At 74.7% G+C, this 25,004-nt stretch carries 21 protein-coding genes and 3 pseudogenes; 18 read left to right on the top strand and 6 right to left on the bottom strand.

The genetic code is table 11. The features are described 5' to 3' along the window. The first annotated feature begins 26 nt into the window (after window positions 1–26). The 5 genes from AB0G14_RS05095 (at window position 27) to AB0G14_RS05075 (ending at window position 4,437) form a co-directional block, all read left to right on the top strand. A complete protein-coding gene (locus tag AB0G14_RS05095) occupies window positions 27–434 on the top strand; it encodes a hypothetical protein (protein WP_350680576.1) in 408 nt (135 codons plus the stop codon). Further along, a complete protein-coding gene (locus tag AB0G14_RS05090; RefSeq protein ID WP_357693940.1) occupies window positions 434–643 on the top strand; it encodes a DUF6186 family protein in 210 nt (69 codons plus the stop codon). The genes AB0G14_RS05095 and AB0G14_RS05090 overlap by 1 nt, the downstream gene beginning before the upstream one ends. A gap of 678 nt (window positions 644–1,321) precedes the next feature. Continuing rightward, window positions 1,322–1,834: an adenylate kinase gene (locus AB0G14_RS05085; RefSeq protein ID WP_357693853.1), complete on the top strand. Its 513-nt coding sequence runs from the start codon at window positions 1,322–1,324 to the stop codon at window positions 1,832–1,834. Between the two features lie 357 nt (window positions 1,835–2,191). Then, window positions 2,192–3,064 (top strand): DMT family transporter, encoded by an 873-nt coding sequence (locus AB0G14_RS05080; RefSeq protein WP_357693938.1) that lies wholly within the window; start codon window positions 2,192–2,194, stop codon window positions 3,062–3,064. A 47-nt stretch (window positions 3,065–3,111) separates the two neighbouring features. Continuing rightward, window positions 3,112–4,437, top strand: coding sequence for an MATE family efflux transporter (locus AB0G14_RS05075; protein ID WP_357693851.1), 1,326 nt, complete (start codon window positions 3,112–3,114; stop codon window positions 4,435–4,437). A gap of 27 nt (window positions 4,438–4,464) precedes the next feature. Here the strand turns inward: AB0G14_RS05075 and AB0G14_RS05070 are convergent, their stop codons facing one another. Beyond that, window positions 4,465–5,490 (bottom strand): hypothetical protein, encoded by a 1,026-nt coding sequence (locus AB0G14_RS05070; protein WP_357693849.1) that lies wholly within the window; start codon window positions 5,488–5,490, stop codon window positions 4,465–4,467. Window positions 5,491–5,671: 181 nt separating this feature from the next. On the opposite strand from AB0G14_RS05070, the gene truB reads away from it, so the two are divergent. The 7 genes from truB to AB0G14_RS05035 all read left to right on the top strand — a co-directional run bounded on the left by truB (window position 5,672) and on the right by AB0G14_RS05035 (window position 13,495). Beyond that, window positions 5,672–6,556 (top strand): tRNA pseudouridine(55) synthase TruB, encoded by an 885-nt coding sequence (gene truB / locus AB0G14_RS05065; protein ID WP_357693847.1) that lies wholly within the window; start codon window positions 5,672–5,674, stop codon window positions 6,554–6,556. Window positions 6,557–6,614: 58 nt separating this feature from the next. Continuing rightward, on the top strand, window positions 6,615–7,544 hold the full coding sequence (locus AB0G14_RS05060) for a bifunctional riboflavin kinase/FAD synthetase (RefSeq protein ID WP_357693845.1): 930 nt from the start codon (window positions 6,615–6,617) through the stop codon (window positions 7,542–7,544). 181 nt (window positions 7,545–7,725) lie between these two features. Continuing rightward, on the top strand, window positions 7,726–7,995 hold the full coding sequence (gene rpsO, locus AB0G14_RS05055; protein WP_043962418.1) for a 30S ribosomal protein S15: 270 nt from the start codon (window positions 7,726–7,728) through the stop codon (window positions 7,993–7,995). 227 nt (window positions 7,996–8,222) lie between these two features. Continuing rightward, entirely contained in the window at window positions 8,223–10,616 is a 2,394-nt protein-coding gene (locus AB0G14_RS05050; RefSeq protein ID WP_357693843.1) for a polyribonucleotide nucleotidyltransferase, read from the top strand. A 52-nt stretch (window positions 10,617–10,668) separates the two neighbouring features. Further along, the gene (locus AB0G14_RS05045) at window positions 10,669–12,102 is read left to right on the top strand and encodes a pitrilysin family protein (protein WP_357693841.1); all 1,434 of its coding nucleotides are present in this window, start codon (window positions 10,669–10,671) and stop codon (window positions 12,100–12,102) included. 89 nt (window positions 12,103–12,191) lie between these two features. Further along, the gene (gene dapB, locus AB0G14_RS05040) at window positions 12,192–12,965 is read left to right on the top strand and encodes a 4-hydroxy-tetrahydrodipicolinate reductase (RefSeq protein ID WP_357693839.1); all 774 of its coding nucleotides are present in this window, start codon (window positions 12,192–12,194) and stop codon (window positions 12,963–12,965) included. A 47-nt stretch (window positions 12,966–13,012) separates the two neighbouring features. Then, on the top strand, window positions 13,013–13,495 hold the full coding sequence (locus AB0G14_RS05035; protein ID WP_357693837.1) for a GNAT family N-acetyltransferase: 483 nt from the start codon (window positions 13,013–13,015) through the stop codon (window positions 13,493–13,495). Window positions 13,496–13,521: 26 nt separating this feature from the next. On the opposite strand, the gene AB0G14_RS05030 is transcribed toward AB0G14_RS05035, so the two are convergent. The 3 genes and pseudogenes from AB0G14_RS05030 to AB0G14_RS05020 all read right to left on the bottom strand — a co-directional run. Then, complete coding sequence (locus AB0G14_RS05030; protein WP_357693835.1) at window positions 13,522–13,902, bottom strand: VOC family protein; 381 nt, start codon at window positions 13,900–13,902, stop codon at window positions 13,522–13,524. A gap of 103 nt (window positions 13,903–14,005) precedes the next feature. Continuing rightward, window positions 14,006–14,195, bottom strand: a pseudogene (locus AB0G14_RS05025) (sigma factor); the annotation flags it as partial. A gap of 157 nt (window positions 14,196–14,352) precedes the next feature. Continuing rightward, window positions 14,353–14,916, bottom strand: a pseudogene (locus AB0G14_RS05020) (GNAT family N-acetyltransferase); the annotation flags it as partial. Window positions 14,917–14,951: 35 nt separating this feature from the next. Between AB0G14_RS05020 and AB0G14_RS05015 the strand changes: the two are divergent. Next, window positions 14,952–16,259, top strand: coding sequence for a glycosyltransferase 87 family protein (locus tag AB0G14_RS05015; RefSeq protein ID WP_357693833.1), 1,308 nt, complete (start codon window positions 14,952–14,954; stop codon window positions 16,257–16,259). Here the strand turns inward: AB0G14_RS05015 and AB0G14_RS05010 are convergent. Next, window positions 16,158–16,709: a GNAT family N-acetyltransferase gene (locus AB0G14_RS05010; protein ID WP_357693831.1), complete on the bottom strand. Its 552-nt coding sequence runs from the start codon at window positions 16,707–16,709 to the stop codon at window positions 16,158–16,160. The genes AB0G14_RS05015 and AB0G14_RS05010 overlap by 102 nt on opposite strands. 78 nt (window positions 16,710–16,787) lie before the next feature. On the opposite strand from AB0G14_RS05010, the gene AB0G14_RS05005 reads away from it, so the two are divergent. The 5 genes from AB0G14_RS05005 to AB0G14_RS04985 all read left to right on the top strand — a co-directional run bounded on the left by AB0G14_RS05005 (window position 16,788) and on the right by AB0G14_RS04985 (window position 22,888). Beyond that, the gene (locus tag AB0G14_RS05005) at window positions 16,788–18,017 is read left to right on the top strand and encodes a crosslink repair DNA glycosylase YcaQ family protein (RefSeq protein WP_357693829.1); all 1,230 of its coding nucleotides are present in this window, start codon (window positions 16,788–16,790) and stop codon (window positions 18,015–18,017) included. After that, window positions 18,014–18,652: a DUF2752 domain-containing protein gene (locus tag AB0G14_RS05000; RefSeq protein ID WP_357693827.1), complete on the top strand. Its 639-nt coding sequence runs from the start codon at window positions 18,014–18,016 to the stop codon at window positions 18,650–18,652. The genes AB0G14_RS05005 and AB0G14_RS05000 overlap by 4 nt, the downstream gene beginning before the upstream one ends. A gap of 778 nt (window positions 18,653–19,430) precedes the next feature. Next, window positions 19,431–20,174: an FAD-dependent thymidylate synthase gene (gene thyX / locus AB0G14_RS04995; RefSeq protein WP_357693936.1), complete on the top strand. Its 744-nt coding sequence runs from the start codon at window positions 19,431–19,433 to the stop codon at window positions 20,172–20,174. Between the two features lie 46 nt (window positions 20,175–20,220). Next, window positions 20,221–21,147: a 4-hydroxy-tetrahydrodipicolinate synthase gene (gene dapA, locus AB0G14_RS04990; RefSeq protein WP_357693825.1), complete on the top strand. Its 927-nt coding sequence runs from the start codon at window positions 20,221–20,223 to the stop codon at window positions 21,145–21,147. A gap of 52 nt (window positions 21,148–21,199) precedes the next feature. Then, window positions 21,200–22,888 carry a ribonuclease J gene (locus AB0G14_RS04985; protein ID WP_357693823.1) on the top strand — a complete coding sequence of 563 codons (1,689 nt, stop codon included), beginning with the start codon at window positions 21,200–21,202 and terminating at the stop codon, window positions 22,886–22,888. 304 nt (window positions 22,889–23,192) lie between these two features. On the opposite strand, the pseudogene AB0G14_RS04980 reads toward AB0G14_RS04985, so the two are convergent. After that, window positions 23,193–24,920: pseudogene (locus tag AB0G14_RS04980) on the bottom strand (YbjN domain-containing protein); the annotation flags it as partial. Window positions 24,921–25,004: the final 84 nt, after the last annotated feature.

Raw genomic sequence — 25,004 nt, 5'->3', positions numbered from 1 at the left:
TCGGCGAGTCCGGGGAGAATCGCGGGATGGAGCAGCCCCACGACCTCACCGTCGAGGCGCCCCGCGCCTGGGACCGTCCCGCCGTCACCGTGCCGGTGCTCGTCTGCCTCTCGTTGGTCGGCGGCCGGTTCCCGTCGTTCTCGACGGAGGCCAACCTCTGGACCCTCGGCACCGGCGGCGTGTTGATCTGGCTGGGCCTGAGCAATCGGGTGCCCCGGCGGCCCGCCCCGCGCCGGCTCGGCGCCCCGGCGGCCTGGTGGGCCCTCCCGGTGGTGGTCTTCGGGGTCTTCGAGGGGGCCACGTTCGTGCTGGCCGTCGGGGACGACTTCCCCACCTTCTCCCGGTTGGCGGATCCGATGCTGGAGGACCGGCTGGTCCGGTCGGCCGCCTGGCTGGCCTGGCTGTCCGCGTTCTGGGGGTTGGTGCGGCGATGATGCGGGCGATGGCGATCGGCGGCTTCCTGGCGGCGCTGGTGATCTTCGCCGCCGTCGAGTGGGCGGCCCGCCGCGAGGGCTCCCGGATCCCGACGCTCGGCGAGGTCTGCGCGTACGTGATGCGCTACGAGGTGGGGTCGGTGCCCGTCGGCCGGATCGGGCTCTTCGGCTTCTGGTGGTGGCTCGGCTGGCACTTCCTGGCCCGCTGACCGCCGGCCTCCCTCCGCCGGTCCGCGACCCGGGACGACCCGACGGACCAATGTGAGTCCAGATCGCGGGAACCGTGGGCAGCATGTGGACCTGAACGATAACTTGGGAATCGACCGGCGCCTTGTGGCGGTGCCGGTCGTGGGCGGTGGGGCCACACCCGGCAACGCCTCCCTCCAGGGTCGGACCGACCCGGGCTCACACGCTGCCCACCAGCCGCTCCGGTGACCCCGGACCGCTGCCGGGCGTTCAGCACGCCGCCCGTGAGGGCCGCCGTCGCGTCGGCGGCTGCCCGCGCCCTGGAAGGGGACCACCACCATGCCGAGCAAGCCCAAGCCCGAGACCACCGACGAGGCCCGCGAGCAGATGCGCCGCGCGCTGCAGACCTCGATGGACACCCGTCAGTGACCCCGGCCGACCGGCGGTGACACGGCCGGCGTCCGCCGCCGACGGCGGCATCGCCCAGCCGGCGTCGACCGCCGGTCGCGGGCGTCCGCCGCTTTCCACGGCCGACGCCCGGCCCGCCGGCTGCCGTTGTGCGGGTCGACCCGGACGTCGGAAGGCCGACGCTCCGAGCGAGCCGGACACCGCTCCGCCCACCGCGGGCCGTGGCGCTGCTGGTGGCCGGCCCGGAGCCGGCAGCGCTGGCGACCGTGCCGGTGCGTCGGTACGGTCCCCGCATGCGCCGGATCCTCGTCGTCGGCAGCTCGGGCGCCGGTAAGAGCACCCTCTCCCGCGAGGTCGCGCGCCGGCTCGACCTGCCGCTCATCCACCTCGACCGGCACTTCTGGCAGCCCGGCTGGGTGGCCCCCGACGACGCCCGCTGGCGTGCCGCGGTCGCCGAACTCGCCGCCCGGCCGTCCTGGGTGATGGACGGCAACTACGGCGGCACCCTCGACCTCCGCCTGCCCCGCGCCGACCTGCTGGTCCTCTGCGACCCGGGTCGACTGCTCTGCCTCGGCCGGGTGCTGCGCCGCCGGTGGGCGTACCGCGCCACCGGCCGCCCCGACCTCCCGCCCGGCTGCCCGGAGAAGATCGACGCCGAGTTCCTCCGGTACGTGTGGCGCTACCCGCGCCGGTCCCGGCCCCGGCTGCTCGCCGCGGTCGCCACGCACGCGCCGGCGTTGCCGGTGGTCCGGCTGCGCAGCCGCGCCGAGGTGCACCGCTGGCTCGCCGAGTTGCCGCCGGCGTGAGCAGAAACCCGGGCCGGCGGGGACGGCGCTGCGTTAGGGTCCGGGCATGAGGTCGTTCCGCGGCGTCCTGCCCCCACCGCGCTCCTGACCGGAGCGTCACGCCACCGGTGGTCCCCCGAGCCCGGGTGACCACCGGCCTTCGCGGTGCGACCTGCCCGGACGACGGGCCTTCCGCCGATCCCGGCCGAGCCACCGCCGCCCGCGGCCTGCCCGTCCTGTGTGCGCTCCGACAGACATCACCTCTGTCAGCGGCTCGATTCTCCCTGGAGCGCACCTGTGTCCCGATCGTCCCTTTCCTGCTCGTCCGCATCTCCGTCCACCCCAGAACCCCGCCGGGCGTCCACTGCCGGCCTTCGCATCGGCCTGCTGTACGTCACCGTCGCCGCCGTGCTGTGGGGCACCACCGGTGTCGCCGTGCAACTCGTCCGCGAGTCCACCGCACTGACCCCGACGGGCATCGGTTTCTACCGCCTCGCCATCGGCGCGGTGGCGCTGCTCGCCCTCGTGGCGCACCGGCTGGGACCGGTGCTGGCGGCGCTGCGGTCGGAACCGGTGGTCCTCGTCCTGATCGGGGTCGGTCTCGGGGCCTATCAGGCCCTCTACTTCGTCGCCGTCGCGGCGGGCGGCGTCGGGGTGGCCACGCTGGTCAGCCTGGGGCTCGCCCCGGTCCTCATCTTCGCGTGGGAGAGCCTGCGCGCGCGGCGGCTGCCCGGGCGGACCCTGCTGGGCGCCCTGGTGGCCGGCGTCGCCGGCCTCGTGCTCGTCACGGTGTCGGCCGGGCAGCCGGGCGCCGCCGCGCCGCGCCCGCTGTTCGGCCTGCTCGCGGCCTTCGGCTCGGGGGTCGGCTATGCCGCCAGCATCGTGCTGAGCCGGCACGCCGCGCGTCGTGTCCCGCCGATGACGCTCACCACCGTCTCCATCGTGGTGGGCGCGGTGGCTCTGGCGCCGGTCGCGCTGGCCGAGGGGGTCGCCGTTCCGGCCCGGCTCGCGCCCGTCGGCCTGCTAGTCCATCTCGGGGTGGTCACCACGGCCGTGGCGTACGCCCTGTTCTACGCCGGGCTGCGCACCACCACGGGCAGCGCCGCCGCGCTGTCGACCCTGGCGGAGCCGCTCACCGCCGTGCTGCTCGCCGGGTGGCTCGTCGGCGAGACGCTGCCCGTGCCGGTGGCCGTCGGGGGAGTGCTCCTGCTCGGTGCCGTGACCGTCGTCCATCTGTTACCAGGTAAGTGATCGCATCGCTTGCGATCCTTACCGTGCCCGTGCCAGGATCGGCGGCGATGAGTCAGCCAGCCGTCGCCGCCCCTGCCGCCGCGTCACCCCGCCGGATCGCCGCGCTCGCCCTGCCGGCGCTGGTGGTGCTGGCCGCCGAACCGCTCTACGTGCTCGTCGACACGGCGGTGGTGGGGCATCTCGGCCGGGTGCCGCTCGCCGCGCTCGCCGTCGGCGGCACGGTGCTGACCCTCATCGCGTGGCTCGGCACCGTGGTCGCGTACGGCACCACCGGGCGGTCGGCCCGGCGCTTCGGGGCCGGCGACCGGGCCGCCGCCGTCGCCGAGGGCGTGCAGTCCTCCTGGCTGGCGCTCGGGGTGGGCGTGCTGGTCGCGGTCGGCATGCAGGTCGGCGGCGGGGCGTTGGCGCGTACGCTCGCCGGAGGCCCTGGCGAGGTGGCCGACGCCGCCGCGCAGTGGCTGCGGGTCGCGGCGCTCGGCGCCCCGGGCCTGCTGCTCGCCGCCGCCGGCAACGGCTGGCTGCGCGGCGTGCAGGACACCCGCCGGCCGCTGGCGTTCGTGCTCGGGCCGAACCTGCTCTCCGCCGTGCTCTGCCCCCTGCTGGTCTACCCGCTCGGCCTCGGCCTGGTCGGCTCCGCGGTGGCCAACGTGGTCGCCCAGACCATCGGCGGGGCGCTCTTCGCCGGGGCGCTGGTCGCCGAGCGGGTCTCGCTGCGGCCCCGGCCGCGGCTGATCGGGCAGCAACTGGTGCTCAGCCGGGACCTGCTGATCCGGGGCGTCGCGTTCCAGGCCAGCTTCCTCTCCGCCACCGCCGTCGCCGCCCGCTTCGGGGCCGCCGCCGTGGGCGCCCACCAGATCGCCCTGCAACTCTGGTTCTTCACCGCGCTGGTGCTCGACGCGCTCGCCATCGCCGCCCAGTCGCTGGTCGGCGCCGCGCTCGGCGGCGGCGACGACGCCGGGGCCCGGGCCCTCGCCCGCCGGATCGGGCTGCTCGGCGGCGCCTGCGGCGTGGCGTTCGCGGGGCTCATCGCCGCCGGCGCCGGCGTCGTCCCCGGCTGGTTCAGCTCCGATCCGCAGGTACGCGACCAGGCGATGCTGGCCTGGCCGTGGTTCGTGGCGATGCAGCCGCTGGCCGGCGTCGTGTTCGCCCTCGACGGCGTGCTGATCGGCGCCGGGGACGTCCGCTACCTGCGCAACCTGACCATCGTGGCCGCCCTCGGCGGCTTCCTGCCCGCCATCTGGCTGGCGTACGGGCTCGACCTCGGGCTCGGCGGCATCTGGGCCGGGCTCACGCTGTTCGTGGTGATCCGGCTGGTCGCCCTGCTGCTGCGGCTGCGCTCGGGCGGCTGGGCCGTGGTCGGCGCGGTGCGCTGACCACACCCGTCCGGGTGCTCCCGCGGTTCAGCAGCTCTCGCCGTCGCCGGGCCGCCAGCTCGGGTCGTAGACGTCGCCGGTCGGCCGCGCGGAGGGCCGGCTGCGCAGCGGCTCCTCGGGGGCGAGGGCCAGGAACCCCCGCTTGATCCCGGCGCAGTCGGCGTTGTAGAGGGTGCTCGCCGCCTCGTGCACCCACAGCCCACGGGACGAGGACCGGACGTCGTCGGGGTGCGGGACGTGCCAGACCACCTCGTCGCGCACGGTGACCAGCTCGGCTCCCGGCGGGTACTCCTGCGCCCGCCAGAGGTCGAAGTGGTAGACCCAGATGAAGCTGGTGGTGATCTCCAGCACCCGGATGCCGTCGGGGTCGGTGGTCGCCCGGTAGGTGACGGTGCCCCGCGCGCGGACCGTGTCGGCGTTGTCCAGCCGCGGGTCGGCCTCGTCGTCAACCCGGGTCACGTAGTTCAGCGCCACGCCGTCGGCCAGATCGCGCCGGACTTCGTCCCGGTTGTCGGGCGCGATCAGCCCGAGGAAGGGCGCCGGGTCGTTGGCCAGCAGCATCGACCTGTCGACGCGGCCCTCGACGAGCGCCTGCCGGACCTTCGCCAGGCCGTCGGCGACCTGCTTCGCGGTGAACGGCGTGGCCGCCTTCGCCGGCGGCAGGACGATGGCGTCCTTCCCGGCGGCGAACGACTCCGCCGGGGTGGCCGCCCACGGGCTCACCGAGTTGCCGTCGGCGTCGGTGGGACGGACCGGGCCGGGGGCGGCCCGGCGCTCGGGCAGGATGGGCTCGTTGTCGCGGACCCGCTCGTAGACGCCGAGGCCGATGGTGCCCACCACCGCGAGGAACGAGAGCGTCACCAGGGCGGCGAAGCCGCCCAGCAGCTTCGCGCTGTGCCGCGCCCAGCCCAGCCGGAACCGTTCCGAACGGGTCAACACGCGGTCCGCCTCCGATTCGCGCATCCAGGACGGGACGCGGATCGGCTCCTCGGACTGGGCGGCGTACGGGTCGAAAGGCGGGGGCGGATCGCTCGGCCGCTGGTCGGTGCTCATTCGGCTGTCCAGGTGGGGTGGGTGGAGGGGGCGCATGATCTTCGCACCCGACGCGCCCCGGCGTGGTCCCGCGCGACCCGGGGCGGGCAACGCTGCCCGACCGGTGGACGCCGCGCTGGCCATCCACCCGACCGTACGGCGGCGACGGGGCGTCCGGGCCGGTCTGGCAGGCTTGGGTGTCGTGAGCGCAGACGGTCTGATCGTGGTCGACAAGCCCGGCGGCATGACGTCGCACGACGTGGTGGCGCGGATCCGCCGGTTGGCGCGGACCCGCCGGGTGGGGCACGGCGGCACCCTCGACCCGATGGCCACCGGCGTGCTGGTGATCGGGATCGGCCGGGCCACCCGCCTGCTCACCTACGTGATCGGCGCGCACAAGAGCTACACGGCCACCGTCCGGCTCGGCCAGGCCACCGTCACCGACGACGCCGAGGGCGACGTGATCGCCACCACTGCGGCCGGGCGGGTCACCGACGAGGCGGTCCGCGCCGCCCTCGCCGCGCTGACCGGCGAGATCGACCAGGTGCCGAGCGCGGTCAGCGCGATCAAGGTCGACGGGCAGCGGGCGTACAAGCGGGTGCGCGAGGGGGAGAGCGTCGAGCTGCCCGCCCGCCGGGTCACCGTCTCCCGGCTGGACCTGCTGGCCGTACGCCGGGACACCCCCGACGTGGTGGACGTCGACATCGACGTGACCTGCTCCTCGGGGACGTACATCCGGGCCATCGCCCGGGACGCGGGCCTGGCGCTCGGGGTGGGCGGGCACCTGACCGCGCTGCGGCGTACCGCCGTCGGCGGCTTCACCCTCGCGGAGGCCGCCACCCTCGACGAGCTGGAGCGGCGCGCGCCCGAGGTGGTCCACCTGCCGCTGGCCGCGGCGGCCGACCGGTTCTTCCCGCGGCGCGACGCCGGCGCCGACGAGGCGAAGGTGCTCTCCCACGGCGGGCCGCTCGACCCGGCCGGCATTCCCGGCCCCTACGCGGTCTTCGGCCCCGACGGTGGGCTGATCGCTATCGTCAGCGAGCGGGACGGCCGGGCCCGCGCGGAGATCGTGCTCGCCCCCGCCTGACGGCGGGGCGGGGGACCGGCGGCCCTTGCGGGCCGCCGCGGAGGCAGGGAGGAGCGCAATGCAGCGGTGGCGGGGGTACGACGCGGCGCCCGGTGGCTGGGGGCGGTCGGTCGTCACCATCGGCGTCTTCGACGGCGTGCACAAGGGGCACCAGGCGACCATCGGGCACGCCGTGGCCCGGGCCCGCGAGCTGGGCGTGCAGTCGGTGGTGGTCACCTTCGACCCGCACCCGGCCGAGGTGGTCCGCCCCGGCTCGCACCCGGCGGTGCTCACCGAGCCCGCCCGCAAGGCCGAGCTGATCGAGGCGCTCGGCGTGGACGTGCTCTGCGTGGTGCCGTTCACCCCGGAGTTCTCCCGGCTGCCCGCCGAGGCGTTCGTGCACGACGTCCTGGTCGAGCACCTGCACGCCGCCCTGGTGGTGGTGGGAGAGAACTTCCGCTTCGGGCACCGCGCCGCCGGCGACGTGGCGCTGCTGGAGCGGCTCGGCCGCACCTTCGGCTTCGGCGTCGAGGGGGCCCCGCTGGTCGCCGAGGCGGGCACCGTCTTCTCCTCCACGTACATCCGTTCCTGCGTCGACGCGGGGGACGTCGGGGCGGCCGCCGCCGCGCTCGGCCGCCCGCACCGGCTGGAGGGCGTGGTGGTCCGCGGCGACCAGCGCGGCCGCGAGCTGGGCTTCCCCACCGCCAACCTGCTCTGTCACCGGTACGCGGCGGTGCCCGCCGACGGCGTCTACGCCGCCCGGCTGGTGCGCCGGGGCCACGCCGAACCGCTGGGGGCGGCGGTGTCGGTCGGCACCAATCCGACCTTCTCCGGGCGGGAACGCCGGGTGGAGGCGTACGTGCTGGACTTCGCCGGCGACCTCTACGGCGAGCGGCTGGCGCTGGACTTCGTCGCACACCTGCGCGGGCAGATCCGATACGACGCGATCGAGCCGTTGATCGCCCAGATGGGGCAGGACGTCGAGCGCACCCGCCGGGCCCTCGACTGACCGCCTCGCGGCCCTTGACCGGCCGGCGCCCGGCCGTACTGGTAGTCTGGCGGGGACGTCGGCTGACCGACGTGGGGCCTCGCGTGCCTGCACGACGCCGCGGGTGCGAGGTACCGGTCCGTTTCCGGTCCACCGACCGATCCGACGGACATCATCGAACAACCCACGAAACAGGGAGAACATGGCGCTCGACCAGGAAGCCAAGGCCAAGATCCGCGCGGAGTACGCGACCGCCGAGGGCGACACCGGTTCGCCGGAGGTGCAGGTCGCGGTCCTCACCAAGCGGATCGCCGAGCTCACCGAGCACCTGAAGGTGCACAAGCACGACCACCACAGCCGCCGCGGGCTGCTGCTGCTGGTCGGCCGTCGCCGTCGGCTGCTCAACTACGTCCAGAAGAAGGACATCAACCGCTACCGGTCGCTCATCGAGCGGCTCGGTCTGCGCCGGTGACGTGACGGGGGAGTGGCCTGACCGGGCCGCTCCCCCGCTCCGCTACCACCCGAGAAACAGGGCCGCGCGACCACCCGAGAAAGGGAGCAGGTCAGCGTACCGGTCTCCGGTAGTGGCCCCCGGGCACCCCGGCATCTCGCCGGCCACCCGGGCGCTTCGATCGAAGACCGGCCGTCTGAGCAGCTCCCGCGTCGTGGGCCCCCGATGCGAAGGAGCACGACAGCACCATGACCGAGACCAACCTCGGCACCGAATCCCGCACCGCCGTGATCGACAACGGGTCCTTCGGCACCCGTGAGATCACCTTCTCCACCGGCCGGCTGGCCCGCCAGGCCGCCGGCTCCGTCATCGCCCAGCTCGGCGAGACGGTCGTCCTCTCCGCCACCACCGCCGGCAAGCAGCCGAAGGAGCAGTTCGACTTCTTCCCGCTGACCGTCGACGTCGAGGAGCGGATGTACGCCGCGGGCCGCATCCCCGGCTCGTTCTTCCGCCGTGAGGGCCGCCCCAGCGAGGACGCGATCCTCACCTGCCGGCTGATCGACCGGCCGCTGCGCCCGTCGTTCGTCAAGGGCCTGCGCAACGAGGTCCAGGTCGTCGAGACCGTCCTCGCGCTCGACCCGCAGCACCCCTACGACGTCGTGGCGATCAACGCCGCGTCGATGTCGACCAAGCTCTCCGGCCTGCCGTTCTCCGGCCCGATCGGGGCGACCCGGATGGCGCACGTCGACGGCCAGTGGGTCGCCTTCCCGACCCACGAGGAGCTGGCCCGGGCCACCTTCGACATGGTGGTGGCCGGCCGCGCCCTGGCCGACGGCGACGTCGCGATCATGATGGTCGAGGCCGAGGCCACCGAGCACACCGTGGCGCTGGTCGCCGGCGGCGCCCCCGCCCCGACCGAGGAGGTCGTGGCGAGCGGCCTGGAGGCCGCCAAGCCGGCCATCCGCGAGCTGTGCCGCGCGCAGAGCGAGCTGGCCGACGTGGCCGCCAAGCCGGTCGCCGAGTTCCCGGTCTTCCTGGACTACCAGGACGACGCGTACGACGCGGTGGCCGACGTGGCCCGCGCCGACGTCGCCGAGGCCCTGCAGATCGCCGGCAAGGCGGTCCGTGAGGAGGCCCTGGACGCGATCAAGGGCCGCGTGCTGGCCGAGCTCGGTCCGCGCTTCGAGGGCCGGGAGAAGGAGCTCAGCGCGGCCCTCCGGTCGCTGACCAAGTCCGAGGTCCGCAACCGGGTGCTGCGCGAGCAGGTCCGCATCGACGGCCGCAGCCCGCGCGACATCCGCCCGCTGACCGCCGAGGTCGGCGTGCTGCCGCGGGTGCACGGCTCGGCGCTGTTCGAGCGCGGCGAGACGCAGATCCTGGGCGTCACCACGCTGAACATGCTGCGCATGGAGCAGTCGCTGGACACCCTCTCCCCGGAGAAGTCCAAGCGCTACATGCACAACTACAACTTCCCGCCGTACTCGACCGGTGAGACCGGCCGGGTCGGCTCGCCGAAGCGGCGCGAGATCGGCCACGGCGCGCTCGCCGAGCGGGCGCTGATCCCGGTGCTGCCGTCGCGCGAGGAGTTCCCCTACGCCATCCGGCAGGTCTCCGAGGCGCTCGGCTCCAACGGCTCCACCTCGATGGGCTCGGTCTGCGCCTCGACGCTGGGCCTGCTGTCCGCCGGTGTGCCGCTGAAGGCGCCGGTCGCCGGCATCGCCATGGGCCTCATCTCCGACGAGGTCGACGGCAAGACCCAGTACGTGACGCTGACCGACATCCTCGGCGCCGAGGACGCGTTCGGCGACATGGACTTCAAGGTCGCCGGCACCCGGGACTTCGTCACCGCGCTCCAGCTCGACACCAAGCTCGACGGCATCCCGTCGGACGTGCTGGCCGCCGCGCTCCAGCAGGCGCACGAGGCCCGGCAGACCATTCTCGACGTGATGCAGCGGGCCATCGAGGCCCCGGCCGAGATGTCGGACTACGCGCCGCGGGTCACCACCGTCAAGATCCCGGTGGACAAGATCGGCATGGTGATCGGCCCGAAGGGTCAGACCATCAACGCCATCCAGGACGAGACCGGCGCCGAGATCTCCATCGAGGACGACGGCACGATCTACGTCGGCGCGACCAACGGCCCGTCGGCCCAGGCCGCGGTCGAGCGGATCAACGCGATCGCCAACCCGACGCTGCCGAAGGTCGGCGACAAGTTCCTCGGCACCGTGGTGAAGACGGCCGCGTTCGGCGCGTTCGTCTCGCTGCTGCCGGGCCGCGACGGCCTGCTGCACATCTCCAAGGTGGGCGACGGCAAGCGGGTCGAGAAGGTCGAGGACTTCCTCAACGTCGGCGACAGGGTCGAGGTCGAGATCGCGGACATCGACGCCCGCGGCAAGATCTACCTGGACAAGGTCCGCCCGGAGGGCGCCGAGGCGCCGGCCGCCGGCGAGGCCGCCGGTGGCGAGCGTCCGGCCGGCCGGGACCGGGGTGACCGGGGCCCGCGCGACCGCGGCGACCGCGAGCGCGGCGGCGACCGGGGCGGTCGTGGCCCGGGCGGCGGCGAGCGCGGCCAGGGCGGCGGCGAGGGTGGCGAGGGCGGCGAGGGCGGCGAGCGTCCGCGCCGCCGGACCCGGCACAGCTGACGCACCAGCACACCGCACCACCCACCCCTCGTCGATCTGGGAGCAACAACACGTGAGTCGGGCCGTTCGTGCGCCGTTTCCGCCGGATCGACGGGGGGTGGCGTCATTCCCGGGCCCCCCGGGCCCCTCGGACGCCGCGTTCCGCGGCACCGGGGGGGCCCGCTCCGGCGGTGCCTCCCGGGCGGTGACCCGCACGATCAGTGACGACCCCCTGGGCGGCACGGTACGCCGTACCGTGCTGCCCAGCGGGCTGCGCGTGCTCACCGAGGCGATCCCGGCGATGCGCAGCGTGTCGTTCGGCATCTGGGTCGCGGTCGGCTCCCGCGACGAGACCGGCCCGCAGGCCGGCGCGGCGCACTTCCTGGAGCACCTGCTGTTCAAGGGCACCAACAAGCGCAGCGCCCTGGACATCTCCTCCGAGATCGAGGCGGTGGGCGGCGAGACCAACGCCTTCACCACGAAGGAATACACCTGCTACTACGCCCGGGTGCTCGACGAGGACCTGCCGCTGGCCATCGACGTCATGTGCGACCTGGTCGCCGACTCGGTGCTGAAGCCGGCCGACGTGGAGACCGAGCGGGGCGTGATCCTCGAAGAGATCGCCATGCACGACGACGAGCCCGGCGACGAGGTGCACGACCTCTTCGCCCGGGCGGTCTACGGCGACCACCCGCTGGGCCGGCTGATCTCCGGCACCGAGGAGACGGTCACCCCGATGACCCGGCGGCAGATCCAGGGCTTCTACCGCCGCCGCTACACCGCCCCGCAGATCGTCATCGCCGCCGCCGGCAACCTGGACCACACCGCGGTGGTGAAGCTCGTCCGCCAGGCGCTGCGCGGCACCCCGCTGGACACCGACCCGGCGGTGCCGGCGCCGCACCGGTCGGCCACCCCGGCGGTACGCACCAGGCCCGCCACCACCCTGGTGGAGCCGAAGGAGACCGAGCAGGCGCACGTCATCCTCGGTTGCCCCGGCATCGACCGGCTGGACGAGCGCCGCTTCGCCCTCGGCGTGCTCAACAACGTCCTCGGCGGCGGCATGTCGAGCCGGCTGTTCCAGGAGATCCGCGAGCAGCGCGGCCTGGCCTACTCGGTCTACTCCTACGCCAGCCAGTACGCCGACAGCGGCCTCTTCGCCGTCTACGCCGGCTGCGCACCCGGCAAGGTGGACGAGGTGCTGGAGCTGACCCGGGCCGAACTCGGCCGGGTGGCCGCCGACGGGCTGACCGAGGCCGAGGTGGCTCGCGGCAAGGGGATGAGCAAGGGCTCGTTCGTGCTGGGCCTGGAGGACACGGGCTCGCGGATGAGCCGGCTGGCCAAGGGCGAGCTGCTCTACGGCGACCTGATGCCGGTCGACGAGCTGCTCCGCCGGGTCGACGCGGTCACCGTGGCCGACGTGAACACCCTCGCCGCCGAGCTGCTGAGCCGGCCGATGTCGCTGGCCGTGGTCGGCCCGTTCGGCGAGGGCGACTTCTCCGCCCGCTGACCGGCCGCGCCACCCGCCCGCGCCCGTGGCCGGGCCCTGCCTCGGGTCCGGCGGGATGCGGACGTCCCGATTGGGATAGGTTGTGCCCCGTGACTGACGAGCAGGAGAAGAGCGCGGACGAGCCGATCCGGGTCGGCGTGCTGGGCGCCCGGGGCCGGATGGGCGTCGAGGTGTGCAAGGCCGTGGACGCCGCCGGCGACATGGAACTGGTGGCCATGGTCGACCAGGGCGACTGGCTGTTCAACGCCTCCGACGCCGGGGCCGAGGTGGTCGTCGACTTCACCACTCCCGACGTCGTCATGGACAACCTGCACTGGTGCATCGACCAGGGCATCAACGCGGTCGTCGGCACCACCGGCTTCACCGAGCAGCGGCTGGAGCGGGTGCGCGGCTGGCTGGCCCGCAAGCCCGGCGTGGGCGTGGTGATCGCCCCCAACTTCGGCATCGGCGCGGTGCTGATGATGCAGTTCGCCGCCCGCGCGGCCCGGCACTTCGAGTCGGTCGAGATCGTCGAGCAGCACCACCCCCGCAAGCTGGACGCGCCCAGCGGCACCGCCACGCACACCGCGCGGCTGATCGCCGCGGCCCGCGCCGAGGCCGGGCTGGGTCCGGCGCCCGACGCGACCAAGGACGAGGTGGCGGGCGCCCGGGGCGCCGACATCGAGGGGGTACGCGTGCACGCCGTGCGCGCCACTGGCCTCGTCGCCCACCAGGAGGTGCTCTTCGGCACCACCGGCGAGACGCTGACCATCCGGCACGACTCGTACGACCGGGCGTCGTTCATGCCCGGCGTGCTGCTGGCCGTCCGCGCGGTCCGCAACCGGCCGGGGCTGACCGTCGGCCTGGACGCCCTGCTGGACTGACGGGGAATCCCGTCGCCTGGCCGCCGGACGGCCCCTAGGCTGCCCGGGTGATCGATTCTGACATCCTCGACCGGGCGGGCCGCCGGGTCACCCTGCGCCCCGTGGACGACGACAACTGGCGGGCGGTGGCCGACGTCGCCCCCCGCGACGACCAGCGCGCCTGGGTGCCGGCCCTGGCCGCCCGCTACCTGCTGCTGACCATGCGCTCCGACGTCTGGAACTCGCTCGCCGTGTACGCGGACGAGACGGTGGCCGGGCACGTCATGTGGGGCGTGGACGACGACGGCTCGCGCTGGATCGGCGGCATGGTCATCGACGCGGCCGAGCAGGGCCGGGGCGTCGGCCGGGCGGCCGTGCGCACCCTCGCCGCGTGGCTCGCCGCCCAGGACGGTGGGCACCCCGTCCGGCTCTCCTACCACCCCGACAACGCCTCGGCCGCCCGGCTCTACACGAGCCTGGGCTTCACGCCCACCGGCGCGATGGAGGACGACGAACTGGTCGCCGAGTTGCGCCCCGCCGCCTCCGCCTGACCGCCCGCCGGTTCACGGGCGGGGCGTCAGCCCTCCTGGAGCACGGAGAGGATGTTGCCGGCCGGGTCGGTGAACCAGGCGATCGACGGCCCCTGGCCGCGCATGACGCCCTTGTCGTCCTGCGGCATGCCGGGGTAGCGCTCGAACCGGACGCCGCGCCCGGTCAGCTCGTCGACGGCCCGGTCGATGTCGTCGACCGGGAAGTTGAGCACCGTGTAGGTCGCCGGGGTGTGGTCCTCCTTCGGGTAGACCAGGATGTCCCGGTCGCCGGCGACGTGCAGCGTCAGCAGGCCGCCCATGGCGTCGTCCCGCGACACCCGCAGGCCGAGCGTGTCGGCGTAGAACCGCTGCGCCCGGTCGACGTCGTCAACCGCGAAGCTGCTCATCGCCTTCGTGTCCGTGAACATGTCGCTCCTCCTTGTCGTGGCGTACGAGGGGTGGACGGCCCGGACCTTCGGAACTCATCGCCCTGGGGCGGGGCGGGCGCGGCGGCCCGGCTCAGGGGTCGATCCGCCGGGCCCGCCCCCGCAACTGGTCGGGGCAGCCGTTGGTGGCGATCCGGTAGAGCCACGTCCGGGTGGAGGACCTGGAAGCCGTCGCGCCCGCGCCAGGCGCGCAGCAGCGTCTCCTGCCCCGCGTCCTCGGCGTCGAAGATCGAACCGAGCACGCCCGCCCCGCTGGTCGCCGTCGCTGCGGTCATGGGGCCACGGTAGGCGACGCCCCCGACAGTGTCCGCCGATCCGGGCCCGCGCGGAGGCGTGTCGTCAGTCCACGGGGGGCGCCGGCGACGGCACCGGCCCGGCCGGCGGGGCGTCCGGCAGCGTCGCCTCCGTGGGCGTGGCGTCCGCGGGGTCCGCCTCCGTCGGCACCGCCACGTGCAGGCGCACCTGCGGGACGAGCATGTCGTCCACGTCCAGGGCACGCGCCGCGCCGTCGGGCTCCCAGCCGGTGCTGGTGAGGAACTTCCGGGTCGCCTCGTCGCCGTCGAACGCCCAGGCCACCGCCCGGGCGAACCCGTCGGCGCGCCACAGGTCGACGGTCGCGGCGAGCAGCCGGCTGCCGTGCCCGCGCCGTCCCCAGCGCGGCTCCACCAGCAGGTCGGTCACCGCCGCCACGCCCGGCCCGAGCGCCTCGGCCGGCTCGCCCGGGGCGAGTGCCTCGGCATCGGCCGGACCGGAGGCGGCGAACCCCACCAGATACGATTGCTCGGCCTGTTCGACGGCGACGAGCACCCGATGCGTGCCGGAGGGCGGCTCCTGCACCGCCGCGCTCCACCGCCGGGCGAGCCACGCCTCGTCCAGGTTGTCGAGCACGTGCCGGGGCAGGATCCGGCGATAGGCGACCCGCCAGGTCGCGAGCTGGATGCGTGCGATCTCGCCGGCGTCTTCCGGACGCGCCGGGCGGACGTACCCGAGAGCCATGGGACGGAAGCCTACGCAGGGCGAGGGAGGCGACGGTGGCGCAGGGTCCCCGACGGACGGTTCAGCAGGTCGTGAGCGTGGTGGGGCTCGCCGTCGCAGTGGCCGCGTTCCTGTCCGTGGCGGCCGTCCGACACGGCTTCTTCGACCTGAAGGTCTACTACGGCGCGCTGACCTGGTGGGTGCACGACGGCGGGGAGATCTACGACTTCCTCAAGCCCGGCACGCAGTACGGCTTCACCTATCCGCCCTTCGCCGCCCTGGTCATGCTGCCGATGGCGTACCTGCCGTGGTCGGCGGCGATCGTGGTGAGCGTGGCCGCCAGCGTGGTGGTCACCGCCGTGCTGTTCTGGTGGCTGGTCGACCCGATCTCCCGCCGGGCCGGCTGGACCCGCTGGTTCGCCCTCGCCGTGGCGCTCTGCCTGGCCGCCGCGTACGAGCCGATGCGCGAGACGGTCAACTTCGGCCAGGTCAACATGCTGCTGCTCTTCCTGGTCGCGGTCGACCTGCTCCGGCTGCTGCCGGCCGGCAACCGCTGGGCCGGGGTGGGCATCGGCCTGGCCACGGCGATCAAGCTGACCCCGGGCATCTTCATCGTCTACCTGCTGGTCACCCGGCGCTGGCGGGCCGCGGTCACCTCGATGGCCGCCGCGGCGGGCGCGACCCTGCTCGCCGCCGCGCTTTTCCCCGACGCGTCGCGGGAGTTCTGGACCGAGGCGCTGTGGAACACCGGCCGGGTGGGCGAGCTGGCGTTCGTCTCCAACCAGTCGCTGCGCGGGGTGGTCGCCCGGCTGAACCCGGAGCACCCGAGCACCCTGGCCTGGCTGGCGCTGGTGCTCGCCACGCTGGCGCTGTGGGCGTGGCGCTCCCGGGCCGCCGTGGCCGCCGGCGACGAGGCGACCGGCCTGGCGCTGACCGGCGCGGTGATGTGTCTGGTCAGCCCGGTCACCTGGGTGCACCACCTGGTCTGGTTGCTGCCCGCGCTGATCCTGCTGGTGGACAACGGCATGGCCGCACCGGGCGGCGGCCGCCGGCGCCGCGTCCTGCTGGGCGCCGCGATCGTCGGGTACGGCTTCCTGATCAGCCGGATCGTCTGGGCCTGGGAGAAGGACTTCACCGGGCTCGACGGCTTCCTCGGCAGCAACACCTACGTCTGGATCAGCCTGGCGCTGCTGGCGTTCCTGCCGGTCCGTCGCCTGGGCGACGCCGGCCGGATCAGCCGCCGCTGGGCGACCCCGGCCAGGTCAGCCGTCGAGGCGCCCGGCGTACCGCAGCTCGACGAGCCCGACCGGCGGGCGCCCACCGGCCAACGGCACCGGGTAGGTCGACCGCTCACCGTCCGGTGACAGCCCCGCCCGCGCGTAGAACCGGCGGGCCCGGTGGTTGTCGGCCAGCACCCAGAGCCGGTAGTCGGACCAGCCCCGCCCGGCCAGGCCGGCGCGGGCCGAGGCCAGCAGCGCCCCCGCCGTGCCGTCGCCCCAGTGCGCCGGCTCGACGTACATCGCCACCACCTCCCCGTGCGCGAGGTCGAGGTCGCCCCGGTCCTGGTTGATCCGGTACGGGCCGAACGTGGTGAACCCGGCCAGCGTCCCGTCGGCCTCGGCGAGCATGGTGGTGAACGGGTGCTCCGGATCGGCGGTGCCGAGGTCCCGGCGGCGCTGCGCCCACGCCGCGACGTTGAGCCGCCGCAACACCTCGTCGGGCATGATCCCCGCGTAGCCGGCCTGCCACCCGTGGATGTGCACCCGGGCGACCGCCTCGGCGTCCTCGGGCTCCTCGCGCCGGATCGTGAGCATGCGTCCGTTCTATGCCTCGGCGGGCGATCGGTCCAGCGTCCGCTCCGGTGTCGTACGCGTGGATTAGGGTGCCCGACGATGGCCGCACCGGAATCACTCTCGCTCGCCCAGGCGCGCCGGGTGGCGCTCGCCGCCCAGGGCTTCGCCGATCCCGCGCCCACCGGCGTGCCCACCCGCCGACACCTGCGCCGGGTGCTGGCCCGGGTCGGGCTGATCCAGATGGATTCGGTCAACGTCCTGCAACGCGCGCACTACCTGCCGCTCTACAGCCGGCTCGGGCCCTACCCGACGTCGCTGCTCGACACCGCCGCCTACCGACGCCCCCGGGAGTTGTTCGAATACTGGGGCCACGAGGCGTCGCTGGTCCCCGTCGGGTTGCACCCGGCGTTGCGCTGGCGGATGGCCCGGGCCCGCGCGGAGGCGTGGGGCGGGATGCGCCGGATCGCCGAGGAGCAGCCCGGTCTGGTCGCCTGGGTCCGCGACGAGGTGGCCGGCCGGGGGCCGCTCACCGCCGCCGAGATCGAGCACGACGCGCCCCGGGAGACCGGCAACTGGGGGTGGAACTGGTCGGCGGTGAAGCGGGCGCTGGAGTTCCTGTTCTGGGCCGGCGAGGTGACCGCCGCCGACCGCACCACCTCGTTCGCCCGCCGCTACGACCTGCCGGAGCGGGTGCTGCCGGCCACCGTGCTGGACGCGCCCACGCCGACCGACGCCGAGGCGTACCGCATGCTGGTGGCCATCGCCGCGCGGTCGCTCGGGGTGGCCGCGGAGCCGGAGCTGCGCGACTACTTCCGGCTGCCCCTCGCCGGCGCCCGGCAGGCCATCGCGGAGCTGGTCGAGGCGGGCGAGCTGCTGCCGGTCGCCGTGCAGGGCTGGCGGCAGCCCGCCTGGCTGCACGCCGGGGCGCGGCTGCCCCGCTGGGTGCGCGGCAACACACTGGTCAGCCCGTTCGACCCGCTGGTCTGGGAGCGGGCCCGCACCGAGCGGCTCTTCGACTTCAGCTACCGGATCGAGATCTACGTCCCGGCGCCGCAGCGGGTCCACGGCTACTACGTGCTGCCCTTCCTGCAGGGGGAGCGCTTCACCGCCCGGGTCGACCTGAAGGCCGATCGCAAGGCCGGGGTGCTGCTGGTGCCGGCCGCCTGGGTCGAGCCGGGCGCCGACCCGGGCGAGACCGCGCTGGCACTCGCCGCCGAGCTGCACCGCCTCGCCGGCTGGCTCGGCCTGGACGCGGTGGCGCCGCCCGCCGCCGGCGATCTGGCCGCCCCACTGGCCGCCGCACTGCTGGGCGTGGCCGGTGTACGGTGAGCCACGTGACGAGCGTTGACGGGCCCGCCCCCCAGCCGCATCCGCAGAGCGGCGGGGTCGACGCCCCGCCCCAGGCGTCTCAGGCGGGGCAGCCCGACACGGGGCCGGCGGGCGAGCCGGGCGCCTGGCCCTCCGGTGAGCCGGGTGCGTGGCCCGCGGGCCAGGTGCCGCCCTACCCGGTGCCCGAGCCGGACCGGCTGACCCGCTTCGTCGTCGGCCTCTACGACCGCTCGCCGCGCTGGGCCGTGCCGCTGGCCGCGCTCGGCTGCGTCGCCGCCGGCGTCGGCTACACGCTGCTCAGCAACCCGACCCACGCCGCGCCGGACGCCGCGCCGACCTGCCTGCTCAAGCTGACCACGGGGCTGGACTGCCCGGGCTGCGGCGGCACCCGCGCGCTCTGGTACGTGCTGCACGCCGATCTGCCGGCCGCCGCCCGGCACCACTTCCTCTTCGTCTTCGCGCTGCCCTTCCTGGCCTACCTCTTCGTCGCCTGGGCGGGGAAGCAGGCGTTTGGCTGGCGCCTGCCCGAGCTGCAACTCAGCTCGAAGGTGATCGGCGGCTTCCTCGCCGCCTGGCTGGCCTTCTCGGTGGTACGCAACCTTCCCTGGGCGCCGTTCACCTCGCTCTACGTCTGATCCTCCCTCCCGGCGCGGCCCACGCTTTCCGAGGCGGCCCACGCCTCCAGATTTGCCGGCGGGGTCGAGTGGGTCGGGCGGGGCTCGGCGGGGCTCGGGCGGGGCTCGGCGGGGGCTCGGGCGGGGGCTCGGGCGCGGCGGTCGCCGGCCCGTCGCACCATCGACTTCCGGCAGCCCACGGTGCCCTGCCGCGACACTGTCGAGCTGCCCCGCCTGTAGGACCACCACGGGTGGTGGGCTCTGCCCGCCTCGCCCGGCCGCACCGCCGGGCATCGACCTCGCAGAGTGGAACGCCACGGGTGTCACGCAGGGCTCGTGACACCCGTGGCGTTCCACCGGCGGGTCGGTGCGCACCCTCCTTGCGCGCCGGGCTCGCGGCCGCCGCCCGCGCGGCCGACCCGTCGTGGCCGCTGTCGTCCGCGCCGCCGACCCGGTGGTGGCGCCTCCGTGCCGCCGACCCGTGGTGGTTGCCGGCGCCCGTGCCGCCGACCCGTGGTGGTTGCCGTCGCCCGTGCCGCCGACCCGTGGTGGTTGCCGGCGTCCCGGCCGCTCGGGTGGCTCCCGGCCGCTCGGGTGGCTGCCCCATCTGTGAGGGCAGCTCGACAGCGTCGTCGCGCATCCATCCATCGGCAGCCCGAGCGCGTCGAGATCTTGGCCACGTGTCGGTCAGGCGGACCGGCACCTGTCCGACCATTTCGCAGCTCAACGACCCGTTCGGCCCGTGAGCCCAACTTTCTCCCGCGACCGCGGGGCCACTACAGTGCCAGGAATGCCGGACATGGTGCAGCCGCAGGTCAAGCTCATCGCGTGGACCCACTTCGAGGCCCCGGACGACGTGCCGTGGTCGACCGACGCCGAGGGCGGCCAGGCGCTCGCCGAGTTCGCCGGCCGGGCCTGCTACCAGAGCTGGAAGAAGCCCAACCCGGCCACGGCCACCAACGCCGGCTACCTCGCGCACATCCTGGAGGTCGGGCACCTCTCGGTGCTGGAGCACGGCTCGGTCAGCTTCTACTTCAGCGGAGTGTCCCGCTCGTTCACCCACGAGCTGATCCGGCACCGCCACTTCTCCTACTCCCAGCTCTCCCAGCGGTACGTGCCGGAGCGGGACGCCGCCATGGTCGAGCCCACGGTGATCGCCGAGGACCCGGAGCTGCACAAGAAGTTCGTGGAGGCCGCCGAGGCGAGCGTGCGGGCGTACAACGAGCTGCTGGCGGGGCTGGAGCGGCGCTTCGCGGACGTGGAGAACGCCACGCTGCGGCGCAAGCAGGCCCGCCAGGCGGCCCGCGCCGTCCTGCCCAACGCCACCGAGACGCGGATCGTGGTCACCGGCAACTACCGGGCCTGGCGGCACTTCATCGCCATGCGCGCCACGGAGCACGCCGACGTCGAGATCCGCGAGCTGGCGGTGGAGTGCCTGCGGCAACTCCAGCGGGTCGCCCCGAACGTCTTCGCCGACTTCGTCATCTCGGCCCTGCCCGACGGCACCGAGGTGGCCGCCAGCCCGCACGCCGAGCTGTCCTGAGCCCTTCCCCGGCGGGGTGCGGGTGGTCGTCCGCTAGGTTGGTGGCATGACGCACGACCACCCTGACACCCCCGCCCGGACGGTGTCCCGCCCCTTCGGGCGAGTGCTCACGGCCATGGTGACCCCGTTCACCGCCGACGGCTCGCTCGACCTCGACGGCGCGGCGCGCCTCGCCAGCTACCTGGTGGACGAGCAGGGCAACGACGCGCTGGTGGTCAACGGCACCACCGGCGAGTCGCCGACCACCACCGACGCGGAGAAGGAACACCTGATCCGGGCCGTGGTGGAGGCCGTCGGCGACCGCGCCAAGGTCGTGGCGGGGGTCGGCACCAACGACACCCGCCACACCATCGAGCTGGCCGCCGGCGCGGAGAAGGCCGGCGCGCACGGCCTGCTCGTGGTGACCCCGTACTACAACAAGCCGCCGCAGGCCGGCCTGCTGCGCCACTTCACCGCCGTCGCGGACGCCACCGGGCTGCCGGTGATGCTCTACGACATTCCGCACCGCTCCGGCGTGCCGATCGCCACCGAGACGCTGGTGCGGCTGGCCGAGCACGGCCGGATCGTCGCGGTGAAGGACGCCAAGGGCGACCTGACCGCGACCGGCTGGGTCACCGCCCGCACCAACCTCGCCTTCTACAGCGGCGAGGACTCGCTGACCCTGCCCGCGCTGGCCGTGGGCGCCGTCGGCGTGGTCGGCACCTCGACCCACTTCACCGGCGCGCTCACCAAGCGGATGATCGAGGCGTACGACGCGGGGGACACCGCCGGTGCGCTGGACCTGCACCGGCGGCTGCTGCCGTTGTACACCGGCATCTTCCGCACCCAGGGGGTGATCCTGGTGAAGGCCGGCCTGGCCGCCGCCGGGATGCCCGCCGGCCCGGTGCGTCCGCCGCTGGTCGACGCGACCGACGACGAGATCGCCCAGCTCCGCGCGGACTGCGCGGCAGCGGGCCTGGAACTGCCCGAATGACCGAACGACACGACGGGCGCCGGATGACGGCGCCGCAGAATGAGGTGGACGCGTGACCGAGGCGCACATCGAGGCGGAACTGCCCCCGCCGCTGCCGGAGGGTGGGCTGCGGATCATCCCGCTCGGCGGGCTCGGCGCCATCGGTCGCAACATGACCGTCTTCGAGTACGACGGCAAGCTGCTCGTCGTCGACTGCGGGGTGCTCTTCCCGGACGTGGAGCAGCCCGGCGTCGACCTGATCCTGCCGGACTTCGGCCCGATCCTCGACCGGCTCGACGACGTGCAGGCGATCGTGCTCACCCACGGTCACGAGGACCACATCGGCGCGGTGCCCTACCTGCTCGCGCACAAGCCCGACATCCCGCTGGTGGGCTCGCAGTTCACGCTGGCCCTGGTCGAGGCGAAGCTCGCCGAGCGGCGGATCCAGCCCTACACGCTGACCGTGCGGGAGGGCGGCCGGGAGCGGCTAGGCCCGTTCGAGTGCGAGTTCTTCGCGGTCAACCACTCGATCCCGGACGCGCTCGCGGTGGCCATCCGCACCCCGGCCGGCCTGGTGCTGCACACCGGCGACTTCAAGATGGACCAGCTCCCGCTGGACGGCCGGATCACCGACCTGGCCGGGTTCGCCCGGCTCGGCGCCGAGGGCGTGGACCTGCTGTTGTCGGACTCCACCAACGCGGAGATCCCCGGCTTCGTCACCCCCGAACGCGAGATCGGGCCGGTGCTCGACTCGATCTTCGCGAAGGCGCGCGGCCGGATCATCGTCGCCTCGTTCGCCTCGCACGTGCACCGGGTGCAGCAGGTCTTCGACTCCGCCGCCGAGCACGGCCGCAAGGTCGCCCTGATCGGCCGCTCCATGGTCCGCAACATGGGCATCGCCCGCGACCTCGGGCTGCTCAACATCCCGGCCGGGCTGGTCGTCGGGTTGGAAGAGGCGACCACCATGCCGCCCGAGCAGATCGTGCTGATGTCCACCGGCTCGCAGGGCGAGCCGATGAGCGCCCTGGGCCGGATGGCCAGCGGCGACCACCGGCACATCACCATCGCCCCCGGCGACACGGTGGTGCTCGCCTCGTCGCTGGTGCCCGGCAACGAGACGTCCGTCTACCGGGTCATCAACCGGCTGGCCCGGGCCGGCGCGGTGGTGGTGCACAAGGACGTGGCCAAGGTGCACGTCTCCGGCCACGCCCCCGCCGGCGAGCTGCTCTACCTGCTGAACGTGGTACGCCCCAGCAACCTGATGCCGGTGCACGGTGAGTGGCGGCACCTGCGCGCGCACGCCCGGCTCGGCATCGAGTCCGGTGTCGCCCCCGACCGCGTGGTGCTCTGCGAGGACGGCGACGTCGTCGACCTCGTCGAGGGCCGGGCCAGCCTCGTCGGGCACGTGAAGAGCCGCTACGTCTACGTCGACGGCCTCGCCGTCGGCGACGTCAGCGAGTCGCTGCTCACCGAGCGGCGGATCCTCGGCGACGGCGGGTTCATCGCCACCACCGTGGTCGTCGACTCGGTCACCGGCAAGGTGGTCGCCGGCCCGACCCTGTCGGCGAAGGGCTTCTCCGAGGACCCGGAGGCGTTCAACCCGGTTATCCCGCTGGTCACCGAGGCACTGAACCGGGCGGCCTCCGACGGCATCACCGACCCGCACCAGCTCCAGCAGATCGTCCGGCGCACCGTGGGGCGGTGGGTGAACGACGCGTACCGGCGCCGGCCCATGATCGTGCCCACCGTCGTCGAGGTCTGACCGCGCTCCACCGACGCCCGCCCGCACCCCGTGTGCCGGCGGGCGTCGCGGCGTCCGGAGCCGTCGGCTCAGGCCAGCAGCGCGTTCAGCTCGCCGTAGCTGATCGCGCCGGCCAGCGAGTCGTACGAGCCGGAGCGCAGCGCCTCCCGAACGGGGCGGTCGGCGATGAAACAGGAAACCTATGGGGCGACCCAGGGACTCCCCGTCCTTGAGGACGGGGAGGATGTCAAGGGCACGAGTCCACCAGGGCGGGAGGAGATCGTCCGGCGGGTTTCGGGCCTCACCTGTGAGCCCGCCCGGCCGGTCAGGGCAGCGCGGCCACGGCATCGGCGTACGCGACGCCGGTGTCGACGGCCGCGTCGAGCAGGACCGTGAGCTGGGCCGGGGCCACCCCGTGCGCCAGGTCGGTGCTGACGTCGCCGGCCAGCACCAACTCGCCCCCGAGGTCGTGCACGTACGCCTTCGGCAGCAGCCGGTCGTGGTTCCACGCGTTGCAGAACGCGTACGCCTCGGCGAGCCGGTCGGCCGGCAGCCGGCGGCTCGCCACCGCGCGCGCCCGGAGGATCTCGCCCCGCTCGCCGGCCCGACGGAACTGGATGAGCGCCTCGCCCCACCGGCCGACCACGGTGCCGTCGGCGTCCACGGCGTAGTGGTCCCCGCGCCGGTCCAGGGCGGCCGTGATCATCTCCAGGCTCAGCGGGCGCGGCTCCCCGTCGGCCGGCGGGCCGTCGTCGGCCGGGTCGTCCGGATCGTCCCGGTCGCCCGGGTCGTCGTCGGGCGGCAGCGGCACCGGTGCGGCGAGCGGCCGCTCGGCCAGCCAGGACGCGATCCGGCCGGACTGGTGGCCGGTGCCGTTGCGGGCGTCGAAGCTGCCAGCCAGCGCGGTGGCCAACCCGAGCAGGGTGGCGCCGAGCGTGGCCACGTCGAGGTCGGCGGCCGGCCGGTCGCCGTACCCGGGTCGGTGCACCGTCCGACCCCCCAGCCCCGCCTCGACGGCGAGCGTGCAGACCAGCGCCCCGGCGGCGGCGAACTCCATCGCGGACAGGTCGTCGTGCGGCCGGTCCAGCCGGGGCAGTTGCTCGGCCAGGACGTCCAGCCCCCGGGCGGGGTGCCCGGCCAGCGCGCACCACCGCAGGTGCGCGGCGAGGTACGGGAAGGCGGCCTGCTCCCGCCGGTGCCGCCGGTACGCCCGCACGTGCGCCTCGGCCGCCCGCTCCGGCTCCCCGGCGCGCAGCCAGGGCAGCAGCCCGGCGGCCAGCGCCCGCTCGGGTTGCTCGGTGCAGCCGCCCGTGCCGGCCGGCGCGTCCGCCAGCGCGTCCAGCGCGGCCCGGTGGTCGCCCCATCCGGCGAGCAGTTCCGCGCGCCGGGCCGGCGCGCAGCCGGGGCAGCCGCCGGCCGGCCCCGCCCCGGCCGCCGACCAGCGGTCGAACCACCGCCGGGCGGTCGGCTCGTCGCCCAGGTGGTCGGCGATCCGGCAGCGCAGCTCGGCGACCACCGCCGCGTCCCCGCCCGACCCGCCGGCGCGGCCGTGGCCCGTTACGCCCGCCGGGGCGCCGCCGTGGCCCGTTACGCCCGCCGGGGCCCCGCCGTGGCCCGTCGCGCCCGCCGGGGCGGCACCGCCGGAGCCTGTCCCGCCCGGCGGGGCGGCTGCGTCGCCGACGTCCGGCGCAACGGGGGAGCGGGCGGCGGCCCGGGCGGCGAGGTCGTCCAGCATGGCCCGGGCCTGGTCCAGCCCGACCCGGGGGCTGCCGAGCAGGGACTCCACGGCGTACCGCTGGTAGCGCAGCAGCAGCGCGGCGTCCGGGCCGGGCAGCAGGTCGGGGCGACGGTCGACGGCGGCGAGGCAGCGGCGCACCGGCTCGACCAGCCGCCACCGCTCCCCGTGCAGCAGACAGCCCTCGATCAGCGCGAACCGGGCCTCCACCGCGGACCGGTCGTCGCCGGTGGCGTCGGCGTGCGCGGCGATCCGTTCCAGCTCCGCGCTGCGGGCCTCGCCGTCGGGCGCGTCGCGGGCGTCGGCGAGCGCCTCGGCCAGCGCCGGGTCTCGGTGCCCGCCCCCGCGCCGCCGCCCGCCCCACCGGCCGGTCGGCCCGAAGGGGTCCAGCCCGCGCGGGGC

Origin of the sequence: Micromonospora sp. NPDC023814, assembly GCF_040639595.1 — a bacterium.
Classification (GTDB): Bacteria; Actinomycetota; Actinomycetes; order Mycobacteriales; family Micromonosporaceae; genus Micromonospora.
Note: the sequence above shows the minus strand (reverse complement) of the source record. Positions and strands in the feature narration are given on the sequence as shown.

Coding starts and splice junctions, on each gene's coding strand:
- AB0G14_RS05095 (WP_350680576.1), top strand. CDS start 27: ATGGAGCAGCCCCACGACCTCACCGTCGAGGCGCCCCGCGCCTGGGAC.
- AB0G14_RS05005 (WP_357693829.1), top strand. CDS start 16,788: ATGGCCGCACCGGAATCACTCTCGCTCGCCCAGGCGCGCCGGGTGGCG.
- AB0G14_RS05050 (WP_357693843.1), top strand. CDS start 8,223: ATGACCGAGACCAACCTCGGCACCGAATCCCGCACCGCCGTGATCGAC.
- AB0G14_RS05010 (WP_357693831.1), bottom strand. CDS start 16,709: ATGCTCACGATCCGGCGCGAGGAGCCCGAGGACGCCGAGGCGGTCGCC.
- AB0G14_RS05070 (WP_357693849.1), bottom strand. CDS start 5,490: ATGAGCACCGACCAGCGGCCGAGCGATCCGCCCCCGCCTTTCGACCCG.
- AB0G14_RS05075 (WP_357693851.1), top strand. CDS start 3,112: ATGAGTCAGCCAGCCGTCGCCGCCCCTGCCGCCGCGTCACCCCGCCGG.
- rpsO (WP_043962418.1), top strand. CDS start 7,726: ATGGCGCTCGACCAGGAAGCCAAGGCCAAGATCCGCGCGGAGTACGCG.
- AB0G14_RS05085 (WP_357693853.1), top strand. CDS start 1,322: ATGCGCCGGATCCTCGTCGTCGGCAGCTCGGGCGCCGGTAAGAGCACC.
- AB0G14_RS05030 (WP_357693835.1), bottom strand. CDS start 13,902: ATGTTCACGGACACGAAGGCGATGAGCAGCTTCGCGGTTGACGACGTC.
- AB0G14_RS05060 (WP_357693845.1), top strand. CDS start 6,615: ATGCAGCGGTGGCGGGGGTACGACGCGGCGCCCGGTGGCTGGGGGCGG.
- thyX (WP_357693936.1), top strand. CDS start 19,431: ATGGTGCAGCCGCAGGTCAAGCTCATCGCGTGGACCCACTTCGAGGCC.
- dapA (WP_357693825.1), top strand. CDS start 20,221: ATGACGCACGACCACCCTGACACCCCCGCCCGGACGGTGTCCCGCCCC.
- AB0G14_RS05090 (WP_357693940.1), top strand. CDS start 434: ATGCGGGCGATGGCGATCGGCGGCTTCCTGGCGGCGCTGGTGATCTTC.